This is a genomic window from Pseudomonas sp. Leaf59 (genome assembly GCF_920984685.1).
Taxonomy (GTDB): Bacteria; Pseudomonadota; Gammaproteobacteria; order Pseudomonadales; family Pseudomonadaceae; genus Aquipseudomonas.
Map to the genome: position 1 here is coordinate 194109 of NZ_CAKLBR010000006.1, position 18809 is coordinate 212917.

Below are 18809 nucleotides of genomic sequence, written 5' to 3' on the forward strand. Positions count from 1 at the left end.
AGGGTTGATCAGGCGGCGGTCAGCAGGCCCTGGCGTTCGATGAAGGCGACGATCTCGTCCAGGCCGACGCCGGTTTTCTGGTTGCTGAACACAAAAGGTTTACCGTTGCGCATGCGCTGGGTGTCGCTGTTCATCAGCTCCAGCGAGGCGCCCACCAGTGGCGCCAGGTCGATCTTGTTGATCACCAGCAGGTCGGATTTGCAAATACCGGGCCCGCCCTTGCGCGGCAGCTTGTCGCCGGCCGACACATCGATCACGTAGATAGTCAGGTCTGACAGTTCCGGGCTGAAGGTGGCCGACAGGTTGTCGCCGCCGGACTCCACCAGGATCAGGTCCAGGCCGGGAAAGCGCCGGTTGAGCTGGTCGACCGCTTCGAGGTTGATCGAGGCGTCTTCGCGGATCGCCGTGTGTGGGCAGCCGCCGGTTTCCACACCGATGATGCGCTCCGGCGCCAGGGCCTGGTTGCGCACCAGAAAGTCGGCGTCTTCGCGGGTATAAATATCGTTGGTGACCACGGCCAGGTTGTAGCGATCGCGCAGCGCCAGGCACAGGGCCAGGGTGAGGGCGGTCTTGCCGGAGCCCACCGGGCCGCCGATGCCGACACGCAGGGGTTGTGAGTTCATGTGCTTCTCCACATCAAGGGAATTTAGGAACGGAACAGGCGGCTGTATTGGCGCTCGTGGGCCATGCACGCCAGAGACAGGCCGAACGCGGCGCTGCCTGTTGAGTTGGGGTCGATGCGCGCGGCGTCCTGCTGGGCCTGCTGCAGCAGCGGCAGCAGTTCACTGGTCAGGCGCTGCGCGGCTTGCTGGCCCAGGGGCAGGGTTTTCATCAGCACCGCCAACTGGTTTTCCAGCCAGCTCCACAGCCAGGCGGCGAGGGCGTCGTCGGGGCTGATGTGCCAGGCGCGCGCGGCCAGGGCCCAGCCCAGGGCCAGGTGAGGTTCGGCGCGCAGAGCGAGAAAGTCTCGGGCCGCGTCATCCAGTTCGGGCAAGCCATTGAGCAGTTGCTGCAGCGAGTAGCCCATCTGCCGGCTCTCCTGGTACAGCTCGCGGGTCTCACGGCTGGCGCGGTGCTCTTCGCACAGGTGCGCCAGTTGCGACCAGTCATCAACAGCGGCGGCACGGCAGTGGGCGAGCAGCAGCGGCGCTTCGAAGCGCGCCAGGTTAAGCAGCAACTGGTCGCTGATCCAGCGGCGTGCGCTGGCGGCATCCGGCACGCGGCCGTTGTCCACGGCCATTTCCAGGCCCTGGGAATAGCTGTAGCCGCCAATCGGCAATTGCGGACTGGCCAGGCGCAGCAATGCCCAGGCTGGATTCATGTACGCACGCCGAATTGATGCAGTTTGGGCGGGTAGTTGAAGTCTTCATCGCCATGGCGCGAGTGATGATGGCCGCCGCCGTAGGCACCGTGTTCCGGCTGGAACGGCGCCTCGATGGTTTCGGCCTGCGCGCCCAACTGTTCAAGCATGGCCTTGAGCACGTAGTCATCGAGCAGGCGCAACCAGCCATCGCCGACTTGCAGGGCCACGTGGCGGTTGCCCAGGTGGTAGGCGGCGCGTGTCAGTTCAAACGCGCTGCTGCAGGTAACGTGCAGCAGCTGTTCTGGCCGTGCGCACACGCGTACCACCCGGCCGTCTTCAGCCTGCAGGTATTCGCCGTCATGCAGCGGTGGCTGGCCACGCTCCAGAAACAGGCCGACGTCTTCGCCGTCGGCACTGAAACAGCGCAGACGGCTTTTGCTGCGGGCTTCGAAGTTGAGCCGCAGCTCGGCGGCCCATTGGGCCTGGGGGGCGATTCGGCGGTGGATCACCAGCATCAGAGGGCTTCCAGCTATGAGCGATAACGGAGCTAGAGCAAGGGGCTTGCCAACCCAGGGCGGGTTGTAGGAATTGCCTGTCGGCGCGCGCCGTTGTGCCTCCGAATAGGGCGGCGGCTTGTTCAGGTCGTGACTCAATGTGGTGCATTGCGTGTGCTAGGGCACTGGATGAGGGCGTTTTTGCCTGGCGGCCTATTCGGTGCTGCCCAGGCCTTGCCAGTGCTTGAGACCAATAAAGATAAAGCGCAACTGCTGGGTGATTTTCGCCTGGGGCGTGAGGTGTTCAGGCAGGGCGTGGGCGGGCGGGTCGATGATATCGGGCAGGGTGGCGAACACGCTCTTGACGATCAGGTCGGCCATCACGTGCAAACCGTCGGCCTGCAGGTGCGCCAGCTTGGGCATGCGGGTGAGGTCGGCGGCGAGGTCGCGGGTGATGTCTTCGCGCAGGGCCGCGATGGCCTGACGCACGGCGAGGCAGCCGCCGTATTGCTCGCGGGCCAGGAACAGGAATTGCGAACGGTTGGCCGATACCACGTCGAGAAAGATCCGCACCGAGGCATCGATGATGCCGCCCATCACGAATTCGTTGTGGCGTACCAGGCGAATGGTGGCGCGAAAGGTCTGGCCGACCTCGCTGACCAGCACGAGCCCGAGCTGATCCATATCGGCAAAGTGCCGATAGAAACCTGTAGGCACGATCCCGGCGGTTTTGGCCACTTCGCGCAGGCTCAGGCTGCCGAACCCACGGCCGCACTCCATCAGATGGCGGGCTGCGTCCATCAGGGCGAGGCGGGTCTGTTGCTTCTGTTCGGCACGGGGCAGCATGGCGGGTGAGCTTTGTCGGCAAGTACAGCGACGCACTCTAGCAAAAGCGCTTTGCCGGCGTCGAACTTGGCGGTATGAAGCGAGGGCGTTGCGTGAAATCAGGGGGCAGACGTTAGTGACGTTGGCGAGCAGGCTCGCTCCTACGGATGTCGGAGCGAGCTGTCTGGGCCACCACAGGCTCAGCTCTGTGCTTGATGCAGGTCTTGCAGGCGATCAGCACCACCTTCGGCAACACCTTCAGTGTAGGCACGCTCGTTGGCTTGCTCGGCGCCGCCTTCAACCAGGCCTTTTTCTTCCAGGCGGTGACGGCCGTTTTCGCTCAGGCCTTCGGTGTAAGCGCGTTTGTTGGCTTGCTCCGAACCGTTTTCGGCAACGCCTTTGGCGTAGTCGCGGTTCTCATCTTCTTGCGAGCCGCTGCGGGCCAGAGTCTGACTGGACTGAACGGCCTGAGCCTGGTGTTGCGGGATAGTCTGCTCGGCGGCTGGCAGGGCGAAGGCACTGGAAGCCAGGACAGACAACAGGACGGTAGCGAGTACTTGGCGTTTCATGATGGTTGCTCCTTGGGAGGGCGATAAAGTGGGTACAGGACTCATGCTACTCTCGATATATCGATATAAAAGTTCATAAACGCAATGGTAATAATCAACACAATTGATGGTTCAAGCGGAGGGCTCTAGATCGGGCCTCTCAAGCACGCGGTTTTGCACCCAAGTGGGTATTTTCGACACAATGGTGGGTAGCAATGGTGCAGGCGAGCAGGCGAAATCTGTCGGTCCGGTCAGAAAAAAAGCGTTCTGCGGTTAAATCCATCAATGGGTTAAACCCTGCTGAGGTTTGCCAGTCGTACCCTTATGAGCTGTATTCCAGCTATCCGTGTTCAGGAGTTCTGTGCAATGACGCGCACTCGTAAAATCGTCGCCTGGTGCTGCGCCGGCTTCGCCGTATTGATCGCCGTGGTGGTGGTGTTCCTGGTGTTTTTCGACTGGAACCGCATCAAACCGCCGCTCAATGCCAAAGTCTCCGAAGAGCTTCATCGTCCGTTCGCCATTAATGGCAACCTCGCGGTGGTGTGGCAGCGCGAACCCGAGGAAGGCGGTTGGCGCGCCTGGGTGCCGTGGCCCCATGTGATCGCCGAGGACCTGACCCTGGGTAACCCGGACTGGTCGAAGCAGCCGCAGATGGTCACCTTGAAAAAAGTCGAGCTGCGCATTTCGCCGCTGGCCTTGCTGGCGCAGCGCGTAGCGATTCCGCGTATCGACCTCACCGAACCGAGTGCCCAGTTGCAGCGCCTGGCCGATGGCCGCGCCAACTGGACCTTTACGTTCGACCCCAAGGACCCGGACGCCGAGCCGTCCAACTGGGTGGTCGACATCGGCGCCATCAAGTTCGACAAGGGCCACGTGACCCTCGACGACCAGACCCTCAACACCCAGCTCGATGTGATCATTGACCCGCTGGGCCAGCCGATTCCCTTCGCCGAAATCGTCGGCGACGCCGATGCCAAAAAGGCCCTGGAAAAAGGCGCTGCGCCGCAGGATTACGCGTTCGGCCTCAAGGTCAAAGGCCAATACCATGGGCAGAAACTCGATGGCAGCGGCAAGATCGGCGGCCTGCTGGCCCTGCAGGACGCGGCCAAACCGTTTCCCCTGCAAGCCCAGGTCAAGATCGGCGACACCAGCATTGCCGTGGCCGGTACCCTGACCGACCCGCTCAACCTCGGTGCGCTTGACCTGCGCCTCAAACTCGCTGGCGCGAGCCTGGGCAACCTCTACCCGCTCACCGGCGTGACCCTGCCGGATTCGCCGGCCTATTCCACCGACGGTCACCTGATCGCCAAGCTGCATGAAGCCAGCGGTGCGTCGTTCCGCTATGAAAACTTCAACGGCAAGATCGGCAACAGCGATATCCACGGCGACCTGGCCTACGTCGCCAGCCAGCCACGGCCCAAGCTCAGCGGCACCCTGGTGTCCAACCAGTTGCTGATGACCGACCTTGCGCCGCTGATCGGCGCCGACTCCAACGCCAAGCAAAAGGCCCGTGGCGGTGCGAGCAAGCAGCCGGCCACCCGGGTGCTGCCAGTGGAAGAGTTCCGTACCCAGCGCTGGCGTGAAATGGATGCCGATGTGGAATTCACCGGCAAGCGCATCGTGCACAGCGCCGACCTGCCCTTCACCGACCTTTACACCCATGTGGTGCTCAACGATGGCGAACTGAGCCTGGAGCCGCTGCGTTTCGGCGTGGCCGGCGGCAAGCTCGATGCGCAGATTCGCCTCAACGGCCGCATCACGCCGATGGAAGGCCGCGCGAAACTCAGCGCGCGCAACTTCAAGCTCAAGCAGCTGTTCCCGACCTTTGAACCGATGAAAACCAGCTTTGGCGAACTCAACGGCGATGCCGACATCGCTGGGCGCGGCAACTCGGTCGCAGCCTTGCTGGGCAGTTCCAACGGTGACCTGAAGATGCTGATCAACGACGGCGCCATCAGCCGTGGGCTGATGGAGATCGCCGGGCTCAACGTGGGTAACTACGTGGTTGGCCGCCTGTTCGGCGACAAGGAAGTGAAGATCAACTGTGCGGCGGCGGACTTCGGCATCAAGACGGGCCTGGCGACCACCCGGCTGTTCGTGTTCGATACCGAGAACGCCATCATCTACATCGATGGCACCGCGAACATGGCCACCGAGCAGCTTGATCTCACGATCACCCCGGAATCCAAGGGTTTCCGTCTGTTCTCGCTGCGCTCGCCGCTGTACGTGAACGGGCCGTTTATCAAGCCTAACGCTGGCGTCAAAGCCATCCCGCTGGCCCTGCGTGGCGCGGGGATGGTGGCATTGGGCGTCATCGCAGGTCCGGCCGCCGGCCTGCTCGCGCTGGTGGCGCCGAGCGGCGGCGAGCCCAACGAGTGTGCGCCGTTGCTGCAGCAGATGAAGGAAGGCAAGGCGCCCAAGACCGTTAAATAACTGACGGCGCATGGTCCGATGGGGGAGGGAGCAAGCCCCCTCCCACCGTTTATTTTCGGTGTGGCAAAAAAGAGGGGAGAGCCGTTTAACCGGCTCTCCCCCCTCTTTTTTGTGCGACTTTTTCGTGCGACGACTTACAGGCTTTCGAGAATGTCCGCCATGTCGTCGGCGTGCTCTTCTTCCTGAGCCAGAATCTCTTCAAACAGACGGCGGGTGGTTGGATCCTTGTCGCCGATGTACTGGATGATTTCGCGGTAGCTGTCCACGGCGATACGCTCGGCCACCAGGTCTTCGTAGACCATTTCCTTCAGCGAATTACCCGCCACGTACTGCGCGTGGGAGTTTTTCGACAGCAGGTCAGGGTTGAACTCCGGCTCGCCGCCCAGTTGCACGATGCGCTCGGCAAGTTTGTCGGCGTGTTCGGCTTCCTGGGTCGCGTGCTCGAGGAATTCATCGGCGGCGACGGAGGCCTTGATGCCGCTGGCCATGAAGTAGTGACGCTTGTAGCGCAGCACGCACACCAGCTCAGTGGCCAGCGATGTGTTGAGCAGGCGAATGATCTCTTCGCGGTCGGCGTTGTAGCCTTCGGTCACGGCACCGTTTTCGACGTTCTGGCGGGCGCGGCTGCGCAGGGTCGCAACGTCAGTCAAGTTTGCTTCGGTCATCTCAATCTCCTGGTGCTAATCCGGTTGTACGCCACGCTCTGTCGGCGTGATCGCTACAGGTTGTGAGTCGCGGCCAGGGCAAAAAGTTTTATCGGATTTTACCGGATGTGTCACGAGGGCCTGGCTGACGGTTCTGGCTCACCGGTGTCGTCCAGCGCTCCGACAGGATCACCCCGCCCAGGGTCAGCAAGCCGCCCAGCAAGTGATACAGCGCCAGTTCCTCTTTCAGCACCACCGCTGCAATCAGCGCGGTGATCAACGGCAGCAGGTTGAAAAACAGCGTTGTGCGGCTCGGGCCCAGGGTCTTCACCGAATGCATCCACGCCAGCGGCGCCAGCATCGAGGCCAGCAAACAGGCGTACAGCACCAGTGGAATGTTCGCCCAGCCCAACCCTGTTTTGGGCGAGAACAGGAACAGCGGAAACAGCACCACCACCGCCACCAGCACCTGCAAGTACAACAACACCAAAGGCGGCAGGCGCAGTTGCCATTTTTTCAGCAGGGTGCTGTAGACCGCGTAGGCCAGGGTGGCCACCAGCATCATGCCGTCGCCCAGGTTGACCCCGTGTTGCAGCAGCGCGCCCAGGCTGCCGGACGACACCACCACGACCACGCCGGCAAACGACAGCATCGCCCCGGCAAGCGCGCCGTACGTGAGGCGCTGGCCCAGGCTGATAATCGCGGCAGTCAGCGCCATCAACGGCATCAGCGACAGGATGATGCCCATGTTGGTCGCCGAGGTCAGCGTCGCTGCGTAATAGGCCAGGCTCTGATACACCGCCATGCCCAGCACGCCCAGCACGAAGACCTTGCCCAGGTTAGGGCGGATTAACGGCCAGTGGGCAATCACCGGTTTAAGCATGAACGGGGTGAACAGCAGCGCCGCCAGCAACCAGCGGTAAAAGCCGATTTCGGCCGGGAAGATCGAGCCCACCGCCAATTTGTTGATCACGGTGTTGCCGGCCCAGATAAAAATGGCCAGCAGGGGATACGCGTATTGCATGAACATCGCCGTATAGATGGATGGGCGAGGATTATCCACCGTCCGCGCAGGAAGGTGTAACAGGGTTTGACTACACTCTGCCAAGGCCGTGCCCGTCGGCGCGGTAACCGGGAGAAAACTCCATGAAGATGCTGCGTATTCCTTTGCTGATGATGGGACTGTTGCTGTGTTCCCAAGGCTTTGCCGCCACTGCCCAGCAAAACAAGATGACCACCTGCAACGCCGAAGCCACTACCAAGACCCTCAAGGGCGACGAGCGCAAGGCCTTTATGAAGACCTGCCTGTCGGCCCCGGCCGCCAATGACGCCAAGGCTGTCACGCCGCAGCAGCAAAAGATGAAGGACTGCAACGCTTCAGCAAAAACCAAGGCGCTGGCCGGCGATGCGCGCAAGGCCTACATGAGCACCTGCCTCAAGGGCTGACGACGCTTTTGTAGCCACTGGCAATCGAGTGTGGGAGGGGGCTTGCCCCCGATAGCGGGATGTCAGGTAAAAGATGTGCTGGCTGACTGACCGCCATCGGGAGCAAGCCCCCTCCCACACTTGATCGCATCCCCCTCGCTTGATTCCCTCAAGGCTGGCAGACTGCCCATCCTTTTATCGCCGTTCGTTCTGAGGCTGTATGCCAACGTTTTCTCAGCGTCACGTGATATTGCTGGCCAGCTACATCATTATTCTCGGCGGGTTGCTGCTGGTGCTGCCGCTGAAGTTGCTGCCCAGCCTGCTGGCAGGCCTGTTGGTCTATGAACTGGTCAACATGCTCACCCCCCAACTGCAGCGGCTGATAGAGGGTCGCCGCGCGCGCTGGCTGGCGGTGGCGTTGCTCGGCACGCTGATCGTCAGCGTGCTGGCGCTGATCTTCGCCGGCGCCATCAGCTTTCTGCTGCACGAAGCGGAAAATCCCGGCGCCTCTCTCGACAAATTCATGGGCGTGGTTGACCGCGCACGCGGCCAGTTGCCGCCGTTCCTCGACGCCTACCTGCCCGCCAGCGCCGCCGAATTTCGCGTGGCCATCGGCGACTGGTTGAGCAAGCACCTGAGCGAACTGCAACTGGTGGGCAAAGACGCTGCGCACATGTTTGTCACCCTGCTGATCGGCATGGTACTCGGCGCCATCATTGCCCTGCAGCGCGTGCCCGACCTGACCAAACGCAAACCCCTGGCCGCCGCGCTGTTCGACCGCCTGCACCTGCTGGTGCAGGCCTTTCGCAACATCGTTTTCGCGCAGATCAAGATCGCTGCGCTCAACACCGCTTTCACCGCGATCTTCCTGGCCGTGGTGCTGCCGCTGTGCGGCATCCACCTGCCCCTGACCAAAACCCTGATCGTGCTGACCTTCCTGCTCGGCCTGCTGCCGGTGATCGGCAACCTCATGTCCAACACCCTGATCACCATCGTCGCGCTGTCGCTGTCGATCTGGGTGGCATTGGCCGCGCTGGGCTACCTGATCGTGATCCACAAGGTCGAATATTTTCTCAATGCCCGCATCGTCGGCGGGCAGATCAGTGCCAAATCGTGGGAATTGCTGCTGGCGATGCTGGTGTTTGAAGCCGCGTTCGGCTTGCCAGGTGTGGTGGCGGGGCCGATTTACTATGCGTACCTCAAGAGTGAGCTGAAGCTGGGTGGGATGGTCTGAGGCAATAACCCAGGCGCATTTGCTTCTTGGACTTTAAAGGGAATTAGGGGACGGCCAGCGATGAGTGATCAACTTCGCTGCGGGCGATCCCGACGGGCAGAGCAATGACCGCTTCAATGCGTGGAATTACCTGGTGATCGTGTCGGGTATCGCTGTCTGGTGCCTGACGGTTTTGAGACTCTGGATGTTTTATCCGCGCTGAGCAGTCTCTCGACAGGACCAAAATGTGGGAGGGGGCTTGCCCTCGACGGAGGTGTGTCAGTCAGCGCCTCTGGCACTGACCTGCCGCTATCGGCAGCAAGCCCCCTCCCACCTGCCTATCCGCAACGTTTGGGACATCAGCTGCCGTAGCGCTTGCTCGCCTCAATCGCCAAACCACTGCCGATACTGCCGAAGATGTTCCCTTCCACATGCCGTGCATTCGGCAGCATCGCGGAGATGCTGTGGCGCAGCGCCGGGATGCCGCTGGAGCCGCCGGTGAAGAACACCGTGTCCACCTGCTCGACGCTCACCGAGGCGTCATTGAGCAACTGCGTGACACTGCCGCGCACACGTTCCAGCAAATTGTCGATGGACGACTCGAACAGAGCCCGGCTCAAGTCCACGCTCAGGCCTTTTTCGATGCGGTCCAGCGCCACATGGCGGCTGTCTTCATGGGTCAGCTGGATCTTGGTTTCTTCCACTTCCATCGCCAGCCAGTGCCCGGCGCGTTGTTCGATCAACTTGAACAGGCGGTCAATGCCGCCGGTGTCTTCAATGTCGTAACGCATGCTGCCCAATGCCAGCTGGGATTTTTGCGAGTACACCGAGTTGATGGTGTGCCAGGTGGCCAGGTTCATGTGGTGACTGGTGGGCATATAGGCGCCGCTTTTCATGCGGCTGCCGTAGCCGAACAGCGGCATCATCCCTTGCAGGCTGAGCTGTTTGTCGAAGTCGGTGCCGCCGATGTGCACGCCGCCGGTGGCGAGGATGTCGCTCTGGCGGTTGTCGTTGTGGCGGCGGTCCGGCGAAAGGCGTACCAGCGAGAAGTCCGACGTACCGCCGCCGATGTCGACGATCAGCACCAGCTCTTCCTTCTGGATGGTCGACTCGTAGTCAAACGCCGCCGCAATCGGCTCGTACTGGAACGAGATGTCCTTGAAACCGATGGCGCGCGCCACGTCCACCAGGGTGTTTTCCGCTTCCTGGTCGGCCATCGGGTCGTCGTCGACGAAGAACACCGGGCGGCCCAGCACCACTTCCTCGAACTCGCGGCCAGCGGTGGCTTCGGCGCGGCTCTTGAGCTGGCCGATAAACAGCGCCAACAGGTCGGTGAACGGCATCGCGGTGCCGAGCACGCTGGTGTCGTGCTTGATCAGCTTGGAACCCAGCAGGCTCTTGAGCGAGCGCATCAGCCGGCCTTCGTAGTTTTCCAGGTATTCGTGCAGGGCCAGGCGGCCGTATACCGGGCGACGCTCCTCGAAGTTGAAGAACACCACCGACGGCAAGGTGATCTTGTCGTCCTCCAGCGCAATGAGCGTCTCCTCGCCGGGGCGGATCCAGCCGACGGTGGAGTTGGACGTGCCGAAGTCGATACCGCAGGCACGGGCTGGGGCTGGGTTTTTCATGTCTATCGGGTTCCGGTTGCAAAACGGCCGCGCAGTGTATGCCAGTCGGGGGCGGATGCGTAGGCCGACCATCCGTTAAATAGTGCTTGAAACGGCGCGATTCGCCCCCACATCTGCTGCATACGGCACGCGCCGATAACACTTTGACGCACCCCCGGCCACACCACTCGACATGTGCAAACCATCGCACGGTGTGGAGCCGGCGGTGCGATCTCGATTTAAGGAAGGTGAACCGCCGATGGATTTCAAAGACTACTACAAGATACTGGGTGTCGAGCCGAGCGCCGATGACAAGGAAATCAAGGCCGCCTATCGCAAGCTCGCACGCAAATATCACCCGGATGTGAGCAAGGAAAAAGACGCCGAAGCCAAATTCAAGGACGCGTCCGAAGCCTATGAAGCGCTCAAGAGCGCCGACAAACGCGCCGAATACGACGAGCTGCGCAAATATGGCCAGCACGGCCAGCCGTTCCAGGGCCCGCCGGGCTGGCAGAGCCGTGGCGGCTTTGGCGGTGGCGGCGCGGGCACGGAGGATTTCTCCGACTTCTTCAGCTCGATCTTCGGCAATCGCGGCGACGGTTTTGGCGGCGGTCAGCGTCGTCCTGCCGGACGCAAGGGCCAGGACGTGGAGATGCAGCTGACGGTCTCGCTGGAAGAGACACTGGCCACCGAGTCCAAGCAGATCAGCTTCCAGGTGCCGCAATACGACGCCTCCGGTCGCCACGTCAGCAACACCACCAAGAGCCTCAACGTGAAGATCCCCGCCGGCGTGGCCGACGGCGAGCGCATTCGCCTCAAGGCCCAGGGCGCGCCCGGCATCGGTGGCGGTGCCAATGGCGACCTGTACCTGATCATCCGGTTTGCGCCGCATCCAAAATTTGAAGTGGATGGCAACGACCTGATCATCAACCTGCCGCTGGCGCCGTGGGAACTGGCACTGGGCACGGAAGTGGCGGTGCCGACCCTCACCGGCAAAATCAACCTCAAGGTGCCGGCCGGCAGCCAGAACGGCCAGCGCATGCGCGCCAGGGGGCATGGCTTGCTGAACAAGGCCGGCGAGCGTGGCTATCTGTTTGTGCAGCTCAAGGCCGTGATGCCAAAGAGCAGCGACGAAGAGGTCAAGGCGTTGTGGCAGGAGCTGGCCAAAAAAGCGGCGTTCAACCCGCGAGAGCATTTCTGAGCGCCGATAAATAGGTAGGCTTTCCCGCCAGGGCCATTCGATAGGCTGTTTTTTCACAGCCTTCAAGGATGGCCCTTTATGTCACCTCAGCTTGTCACACTCCCCACCCATGGCGTCTTCAATGTCGACCTGCGCGGCGCGCACTACGACTTTCTCAAGGCGCGAGTACCCGATTGGTTCAACCAAGCCAGCACCCGGCGCCAGCAAGAACTCGCCAGCCACGAACTGCACCAGTTACCCAGTTGGTATCAGGCGGCACTGCCCCAGGCCCGGCGCGTGCTGGAGGCCAACCACACCCGCTACCGCGAGGCGCTCAATGCGCTTGAGCAGACGCTGGGCGACATCACCGATATCCAGGCCTTCGCCGAAGAGGCCCTGACAGCGGCGATCAAGCGCACCTTCAACCTCGATCTGGATGTCAAGAACGTCTACTTCGCCAGGAAGTACGCCTATGCAACCGGGCGTACCGACCTGTTTGGTGCATTCACCCTTGAGCGCCAGGACGACCCCGCGCTTGGCTACCGCTACCGTGGTGTTTCATTGCTGGAAGCGGCGCTGGCCAACTTCGAACCCGACGAAGAAATCCCTGCAGCCTGCGACGATTGCCACATTATTACCCGCTACAGCGGGTTTGATGGCGAGGCCAGTCCATCGTTCGAGGCACTCCAGCGCCAGGCCGTGCCCATCACCCCGCATGCCTTCGCCAAACTGTGCCGCACGCTTGACCTGGGCGAGCGTTATCTGGAGCACCTCAACAGCGTGCTGCGCCCATCGGTCACGTACGAGCGCGATAAAGTGCAGCAGCGCCTGCAGGATTACTACCGCCAACAACTGGCCGTGAGCGTTGAGATGGCGCACCTGCAAGTGGCCAGCGTACCAGGCAACGGCGAAATCGATTCAGGCGTGAGTGACGAAGCCTACCAAATGCTCAAGCGCGTGCTGTCCGAGACGCCCGGCGCCAACCTGGACGGCCGCCCGGTGACGTTCGCCGCCTTGAAAGTCTTCGATATCCGACTGGTCGGCCCCATTCTGATCGGCCCGGATCGCCTGCACAGCGACCGTGGTGAACGGGTGCTGGTGTTTATCCCCAACGACCCGCAGCAACCCCTCAAGGAATATGCGTCCAGCGCCGATTTCATGGCCGACCTGCGTACGCGCCTGCACAGTGCTTCCTATCGGCGCTTTTTCAGCAGCTTTATACCCAAGCGCGACCAAGGGGCATTTTTTAAACAATTCAACAAACTGTACCAACCTGCCGATAACAGCGCCGCGTCCCTCGACTTCCCGCACCAGCCCGATTCGGAACGCTTGCGCCTGGGCGAGGCGGTCGTTACCGGAACACTGTGGGCGCACCAGGCCAACGCGTTTGTCGACAAGACGCTCAGCGATGCCCGGGCGGTTGCCGTGCCGACAGGCGACGAAGACATCAAGGCGCGCAACGAACGCCTGGAGAGCTATCTGGATGCGGTGGTCAGCTTCTTGAACCTGGCGGCTTTCGTTGTGCCAGGGCTGGGCCCGGTGATGCTGGCCGTGGGTGCTGCGCAAATGTGCGGTGAGGTCTTCGAAGGCATCGAAGCGGCGGAGCAGGGCGAAGTTCGCGAGATGTGGGCACACTTTTCCTCGGTGGCTCTGAATGCGGCGTTCTTTGCTGGCGGCGCCAAAGTGCTGCCCCATGTCCAGTACGTGAATGTGCTGGACCGCTACAAACCGGTCACGATGCCCAAGGGCAAGCGGATGTTGTGGAAGGCCGACCTTGAACCCTATGAGTCACCGATCAAACCGGCACCCGACGTCAAACCCGATGCGCTTGGCCTGCACGTGCACGAGGGCAAGACGTTGCTGTCCATTGAGGGCAAGTCCTATCAGGTAAGCCCGGACGCGCAGACCGGCGAGTACCGCATCCAGCACCCGAAGCGGCCCAAGGCCTACACGCCAAAAGTCGCACGTCACCCTCAGGGCGGCTGGAGCCATGAAGTTGAAGAACCCTTGACCTGGGATGAGCACACGCTGTACCGGCGCCTTGGACTGGAGCATTACGTGGATCAGGTGCGCATCAGCGGCGTCGAAGCGCCCACCCTGCGCGAAACCTTTATGAGCCAAGAGCCGTTGCCGATGGTGCTGGACGAGACGATCCAGCGTTTCCAAATCCATCAGCAACTCAGCACCTTTGTAGAGCAGATGAGCAGCAGCGATCCCCTGGTCTACGCACAGGCAGACCCGGCGCTGCAGCTCGACATCATGCAGCGGCGCGGCATGCTGCCGCAAAGCTCATCCCTGCGGGTGCTCGACCCAAGCGGCAAAGTGCTCTGGGAAAGCAGCGCTCCAGCGTCCGCCGAACGTCGCATTGCGCCGATCAGCCAGGCCGAGCTCGACAGCGGCCAACTGCTCGACGGGGTGCTCTACACCTTGCAAGGTGTTGACCCGTCACTGCTGGAAATACCCGGTACCCCTCAAGATCCGTTGTCGGTGCGCGCGCGCCTGTTGCGCAGGTTCATTGCCCGCACGGTCGGCGAGCTCAAAGGTAACCTGATGGACGAGCGCTACGCAGCTTCCACCCGCTCAAGCGATCCCAATGTTCAACGCGTGCAGGCCGATTACCCGGGGCTTTCCGCCCCAATGGCTGCGCACATGCTCGAAGGCCTGGACGCCGCTGCCCTGGAACACTTTCACGCCACCGGCCGGCTGTCCGGCACCCTCGCCGAGCAGATGCGCTGGTGCGCACAGGAAACCCGTGTGTCCCGCGCCTACGAAGGGCTGCATCTGGACACGCTGAACGTGATCGACAGCCATCGCCTGGCATTGCATACGCTCCAAACCGTGCCAGGATGGTCGAGCGGCACGCGTGTGGAACTGCGCCATTATCGGACTGATGGGCCGCTGCTGGATGCCATCGGCGCCGCAGACGCGCCGCTGGGCAAGGCGTTGGTATTGCAGGACGACGGACTGTTTTCAGCGCCGCTGGGCGTGGATTTCTACAGCGCGGCATGGGAGGTATTGCCGCCTGCCCAGTGGCAACAGATGGGGTTGAGCGATGCCTCGCAACTCAAGCTAGCGATCCAGCAATCGCCGTTGCCGCGTGAGCCCCTGCGCCAGGTCCTGTTGAAACATCCGGTGCGCAAACCGGCCTACCATCGTGGTTTGCACTTGCTCGGCGGTGGCCCGGGTTTCCGGCAACTGCTCACAAGGACGGCGCAGGTGCTGCGTTCTCCCGAGGCGAGGGTGCGCCGGCTGTTTCCAACGTTCAGTGAGGCGATGGTCACCGAATTCATTCAGTCGCTGGGTAGCGATGTATCGAGTAGCCTGGCTCGGCGCGAGCTTGAGCTGGACACGCTTGAGCGCACGTTGAAGCGTTGGGTCAAGGAAAATACACCGCAACCCACAGGCAGCGGTTTTGCCTCTGTGGTTTCATTAATCACTGGCGAGGCCTCGGATATTTTGTATTGCTGGCGCCGGGGATGGAGGACAGAGCATCTAAGCCTCAACACACGAGCAGCAAAGTTGCCGGCCATCAGCGGCGACTTCAGCCATGTCCAGACGCTCGATCTCTATAACGTGGGCGCAGGTGGCGGTGTAGACACGTTTCTCAAAAACTTCACTCATCTCAAGCATTTGAAGGTGAGCGGTGCTCTGGCTGATGTCCCTTTGGCCGTCGCCGACATGAAGGCCCTGACCTCGCTGGAACTGGAGGGCAATGACATTCGCCTTACCCCGCAAAGCGCGACGGCGCTGAACTCGCTCACCAGCCTGGAAACGCTCAACCTGGGCCATAATCCGCTGGGCGTACCTCTCGATTTCAGTACGATGCCCGCGCTCAAGCGCGTCACGCTCAATGCTACGCAGATGGAGCGGTGGCCAACCGGCTTGTCGCCCTCGCTGGAACTTCTGGACCTGCGCAACAATAACCTGCGCCAGGTTCCCGAGGCACACGTGAACCCGCCGCCTGAACAGGTCGAAACCATGGCAAGGATCAACCGTGTCACGTTGCTGGACGGCAACCCATTTCCCGGGGACTACTGGCGAGTCTTCGATGCTTACTGGAAGCGTCTGGGTGAGTCCCGTCCCGACTTGGCCGCCGGTGCACTGCACGACGCTTTCGATAGCGGCATGGGCACGGGCAAGTCGATCATGCGCAGGCTCTACCCGAACTACAGCGCCCAGCAGATCAGGGACTTTATCTGGAAGCTGGGGACCGGCGCAGGCACCGAGTTGATCGCGCTGGAGCGCGAGTTCAATCTGCTCGAATCTCAACTGGACGCCTGGACGTTCTCGGGTGTGGGCGCGCAGCAGCGTTATGTCAGGCCGCAGCAATGGCAAATGACTATGGCGGTGCACAGTGGACGCTACGAAGCCCGGGAACGCATTTTGCGCTGCTGGCGCAAGGAAACCCCGCAGATGCTGGCCACCGATGGCACGCCAATTGGCCTGGAGTTGGACCTCAGCGGCCTGAACCTGCCAAGCCTGCCTGACCTGGAAGCGGACCTTGGCCATGTGGGCTCGCTCAAGTTGAACAACATGAACCTGACCACCTCCCCGGAGGGCTTTCTCTCGCGCTATCGCGGGGTGCGCTGGCTGGATTTGTCGGGCAACCACCTGCGAGAACTACCGCCAGCCCTGGGCCAAATGCACGGCTTGACGCGCTTGTTCCTGCAATTCAACAGTATTCGCCTGAGTCCCGAGGCGGCCGGCATTCTGTCTGAGCGCGTCACCTTGCGCGCCCTGGACCTGAGCTACAACGACCTGGGCTTGACCCCCGACTTCACTCAAATCACCGATATGCGCTCCCTCAACCTGGCGCACACCGGTCTGGAGACCTGGCCGGCGGGTTTGCTTGAGCAACCCTTGCTCGAAGGGATAAACCTTTCAGGCAACCGGCTGACGACCATTCCCGCCTCGATCATCGCGCCCTCCGACGAACAACTGGCAACCACCGCGCAGGTCAACAACGTGACGGATGCGAGCGACAACCCCTGGACCGACGCGACCTTGCAGGCCACGCGCGCTTACGGCGAGCGGCTTGAACGCGCGGGCCTGGCTTCGCCGGAGCGCCCGAACCGGCTGGTCGCTACAGCGCCACGCAGCACGGGGCGAGTGGCGTGGGGTGGGGGCAACGATGCGGTCTTTCGGCGTTGGGCCGTCGGCCTGTCCGAAACCGAGGCGGCCGCCCGCCAGATCCAGTGGCAAGGCCTGCGTGGGCAGACCGGCTCGCAAGGGTTCTTCGACATGCTCCGGGACCTGCAAACCACTGTCGACGGGCAGGAAGACCTGCAGCGCCGCGTCTGGGCGGTGATCGATTCCATCACGGCCAACTCCACCCAGTCGGAAAGCCTGCGCGCGCAAATGTTCGAGTGGGCGGGCAGGGCGGCATGCTGCGACCGGGCGGCGTTGTCGTTCAGTAACCTGGAAGTCATGTCGCTGGTCGACAAGGCCCGGCTCCAGGCGTTGGACGCGACCCAGGGCGTGGCGCTGTCGAGCTTGTCCAGGGGATTGCTGCGCCTGGACGAGGTTGAGCGGATTGCCCTGCGCGATATTGATCAACGTCGCGCCACGATCAATGCCGACCCGGCGTTGACGGCGGCCGAAAAATACACGCGCCTGGCGCTATTGGAGGAGGTTGAAATCAGGTTGGCCTATCGCTACGGCCTCAAGGACCGCCTGCAACTGCCTGGGCAACCCCTGGACGTCAAGTTCACCCAGTTGGGCAACGTAACCCCGGCCATGCTGGACGCTGCCTACACCCGCGTTGTGGCACTGGATAATTCGGCGCAGATGTTCCAGGCCTTGCTGGCCCGGGAATTCTGGCAGGACTACGTGACGCAGAAATATCGGCCCCGGTTCGAGGCACAGAGCAAACCGTATCAGGACCGGATGGAGGCTTTGCACGACAGGTTTTCTGACGGCACCCTGGCCGAAGCGGCCTACGACACGCAGGCCAGGGCGCTGCAAGCCCAACTGGCGATTGATGATGCCGCGCTGATCGACACCCTGACCCGCCAGGAGATCGCCGCGCACCTGCTCCCCAGGGAGCCGCTTCAAACCTTGAACGAACCGGTGTTCAGTCAGCTCACCTTGCAGTTTTCGAACGCCCAGGCCATCGAATTCGAGGGCAAACAGTATTTCATCGCAAGCCTGCCGGACGCCGGGGATGGGCAGCATTATCTGTTGCGCGTGCAGCGCTCGGACAACCCTTATGAACTGGCCAACAGCGGCATCATCGCCAAGCCGGATGCGGCGGGGGTGTGGAAGCGCAGGGGCCTCAAAGGCGGGGGCGTTTCCGAGGACGAGTACGAGTCTGCGTCGGAGTCCATGCCGGTCACGCCCTACAGCGCTGACGAACTCGCCTTCATGCGTCAGGCCGTGCACTTTTCGGCTCAGAAGAACGTGCTGGGGCGCTACAACCGGGCCAACAACGGCAAGTATCCTCTCAGGGACCTGCAAGGTCGGCCGATTCGTATCCGCAGCCTGGAGCGAGAGGCCCGGATGGACGCCGGGACGACCTATGCCTCGACCCAGATCAAACCCTACATCCGCTTTGAAGGGTATGAGCGCGTGGCGGCCTTGTATGAAGAGAAACTGCAATGGCGCACGTTCACCGCCGATGACGTGAAAGTGCCCGGAGAAAAAGCCTTGATCGGGCAGTCCATGGTGGTGGCCAACCGGCGGATCGCCAAGGGCGAAATCATCGGCCTGTACGGCGGGGTGGTGATCCCCTACGACATGTCGGTGCGCTCGGAGAGCACGTTCGGCATGGTCGTTGCCTATAAAATGCTCCCGGACGCCGGCGCGTTTCGCGCCGATCCGATCTTTATCATCGGCGACACCATCACCTCCAGGATCAACACGAACTTCGAATACGATGCTCAAGGCACGCCGGTACGCCAGGCCACCGGCGGGTACAACGTAGAGTGCGTGCCGTTCCAGGTGGAAGCCGAGCACGCCACCAGCGCGCCAGGCAAGAGAACGACCTATCGGTTGAATACGATGTTTGCCACGCAAGATATCCCGGCAGGTGTGGAACTGCGGATGGATTACGGTTACACCGAAAACATGATCAAGAACAAATTTGCGTGAGGCATCGGCCCTGAACACCGCCTGGTATTCAGGGTCGCCAAGGCCGAG

General features: G+C 61.9%; 13 protein-coding genes. 5 read left to right on the plus strand and 8 right to left on the minus strand.

Translation table 11 applies throughout. The features are described from left to right. Positions 1-8: 8 nt before the first annotated feature. The 5 genes from ureG to LUB09_RS09220 all read right to left on the minus strand — a co-directional run bounded on the left by ureG (position 9) and on the right by LUB09_RS09220 (position 3191). Entirely contained in the window at positions 9-623 is a 615-nt protein-coding gene (gene ureG / locus LUB09_RS09200) for an urease accessory protein UreG (RefSeq protein WP_003236172.1), read from the minus strand. Positions 624-646: 23 nt separating this feature from the next. Beyond that, entirely contained in the window at positions 647-1321 is a 675-nt protein-coding gene (locus LUB09_RS09205; RefSeq protein ID WP_231422405.1) for an urease accessory protein UreF, read from the minus strand. Further along, positions 1318-1818 carry an urease accessory protein UreE gene (ureE, locus tag LUB09_RS09210; RefSeq protein ID WP_231422406.1) on the minus strand — a complete coding sequence of 167 codons (501 nt, stop codon included), beginning with the start codon at positions 1816-1818 and terminating at the stop codon, positions 1318-1320. The genes LUB09_RS09205 and ureE overlap by 4 nt, the downstream gene beginning before the upstream one ends. A 192-nt stretch (positions 1819-2010) precedes the next feature. Then, a complete protein-coding gene (locus LUB09_RS09215) occupies positions 2011-2643 on the minus strand; it encodes a TetR family transcriptional regulator (protein WP_209987987.1) in 633 nt (210 codons plus the stop codon). A 179-nt stretch (positions 2644-2822) separates the two neighbouring features. Beyond that, a complete protein-coding gene (locus LUB09_RS09220) occupies positions 2823-3191 on the minus strand; it encodes a hypothetical protein (RefSeq protein ID WP_231422407.1) in 369 nt (122 codons plus the stop codon). 345 nt (positions 3192-3536) lie between these two features. On the opposite strand from LUB09_RS09220, the gene LUB09_RS09225 reads away from it, so the two are divergent. Beyond that, positions 3537-5603, plus strand: a complete 2067-nt coding sequence (locus LUB09_RS09225; protein ID WP_231422408.1) for an AsmA family protein — start codon at positions 3537-3539, stop codon at positions 5601-5603. A 134-nt stretch (positions 5604-5737) separates the two neighbouring features. Here LUB09_RS09225 and LUB09_RS09230 read toward each other — a convergent pair whose 3' ends face one another. Both LUB09_RS09230 and LUB09_RS09235 read right to left on the minus strand, forming a co-directional pair. Then, entirely contained in the window at positions 5738-6268 is a 531-nt protein-coding gene (locus tag LUB09_RS09230; protein WP_209987997.1) for a ferritin-like domain-containing protein, read from the minus strand. A gap of 88 nt (positions 6269-6356) precedes the next feature. Then, positions 6357-7271, minus strand: a complete 915-nt coding sequence (locus LUB09_RS09235) for a DMT family transporter (RefSeq protein ID WP_231422409.1) — start codon at positions 7269-7271, stop codon at positions 6357-6359. A 122-nt stretch (positions 7272-7393) separates the two neighbouring features. On the opposite strand from LUB09_RS09235, the gene LUB09_RS09240 reads away from it, so the two are divergent. Both LUB09_RS09240 and LUB09_RS09245 read left to right on the plus strand, forming a co-directional pair. Continuing rightward, a complete protein-coding gene (locus LUB09_RS09240; RefSeq protein ID WP_209988003.1) occupies positions 7394-7693 on the plus strand; it encodes a PsiF family protein in 300 nt (99 codons plus the stop codon). Positions 7694-7892: 199 nt separating this feature from the next. Then, on the plus strand, positions 7893-8906 hold the full coding sequence (locus LUB09_RS09245) for an AI-2E family transporter (RefSeq protein ID WP_209988006.1): 1014 nt from the start codon (positions 7893-7895) through the stop codon (positions 8904-8906). A 338-nt stretch (positions 8907-9244) separates the two neighbouring features. On the opposite strand, the gene LUB09_RS09250 is transcribed toward LUB09_RS09245, so the two are convergent. Then, the gene (locus tag LUB09_RS09250; RefSeq protein WP_209988014.1) at positions 9245-10513 is read right to left on the minus strand and encodes an Hsp70 family protein; all 1269 of its coding nucleotides are present in this window, start codon (positions 10511-10513) and stop codon (positions 9245-9247) included. Positions 10514-10751: 238 nt separating this feature from the next. Here LUB09_RS09250 and LUB09_RS09255 point away from each other — a divergent pair, with 238 nt between their 5' ends. Then, positions 10752-11693 carry a DnaJ C-terminal domain-containing protein gene (locus tag LUB09_RS09255; RefSeq protein ID WP_209988018.1) on the plus strand — a complete coding sequence of 314 codons (942 nt, stop codon included), beginning with the start codon at positions 10752-10754 and terminating at the stop codon, positions 11691-11693. Between the two features lie 78 nt (positions 11694-11771). Next, complete coding sequence (locus LUB09_RS09260) at positions 11772-18761, plus strand: NEL-type E3 ubiquitin ligase domain-containing protein (protein WP_231422410.1); 6990 nt, start codon at positions 11772-11774, stop codon at positions 18759-18761. Positions 18762-18809 lie beyond the last annotated feature (48 nt).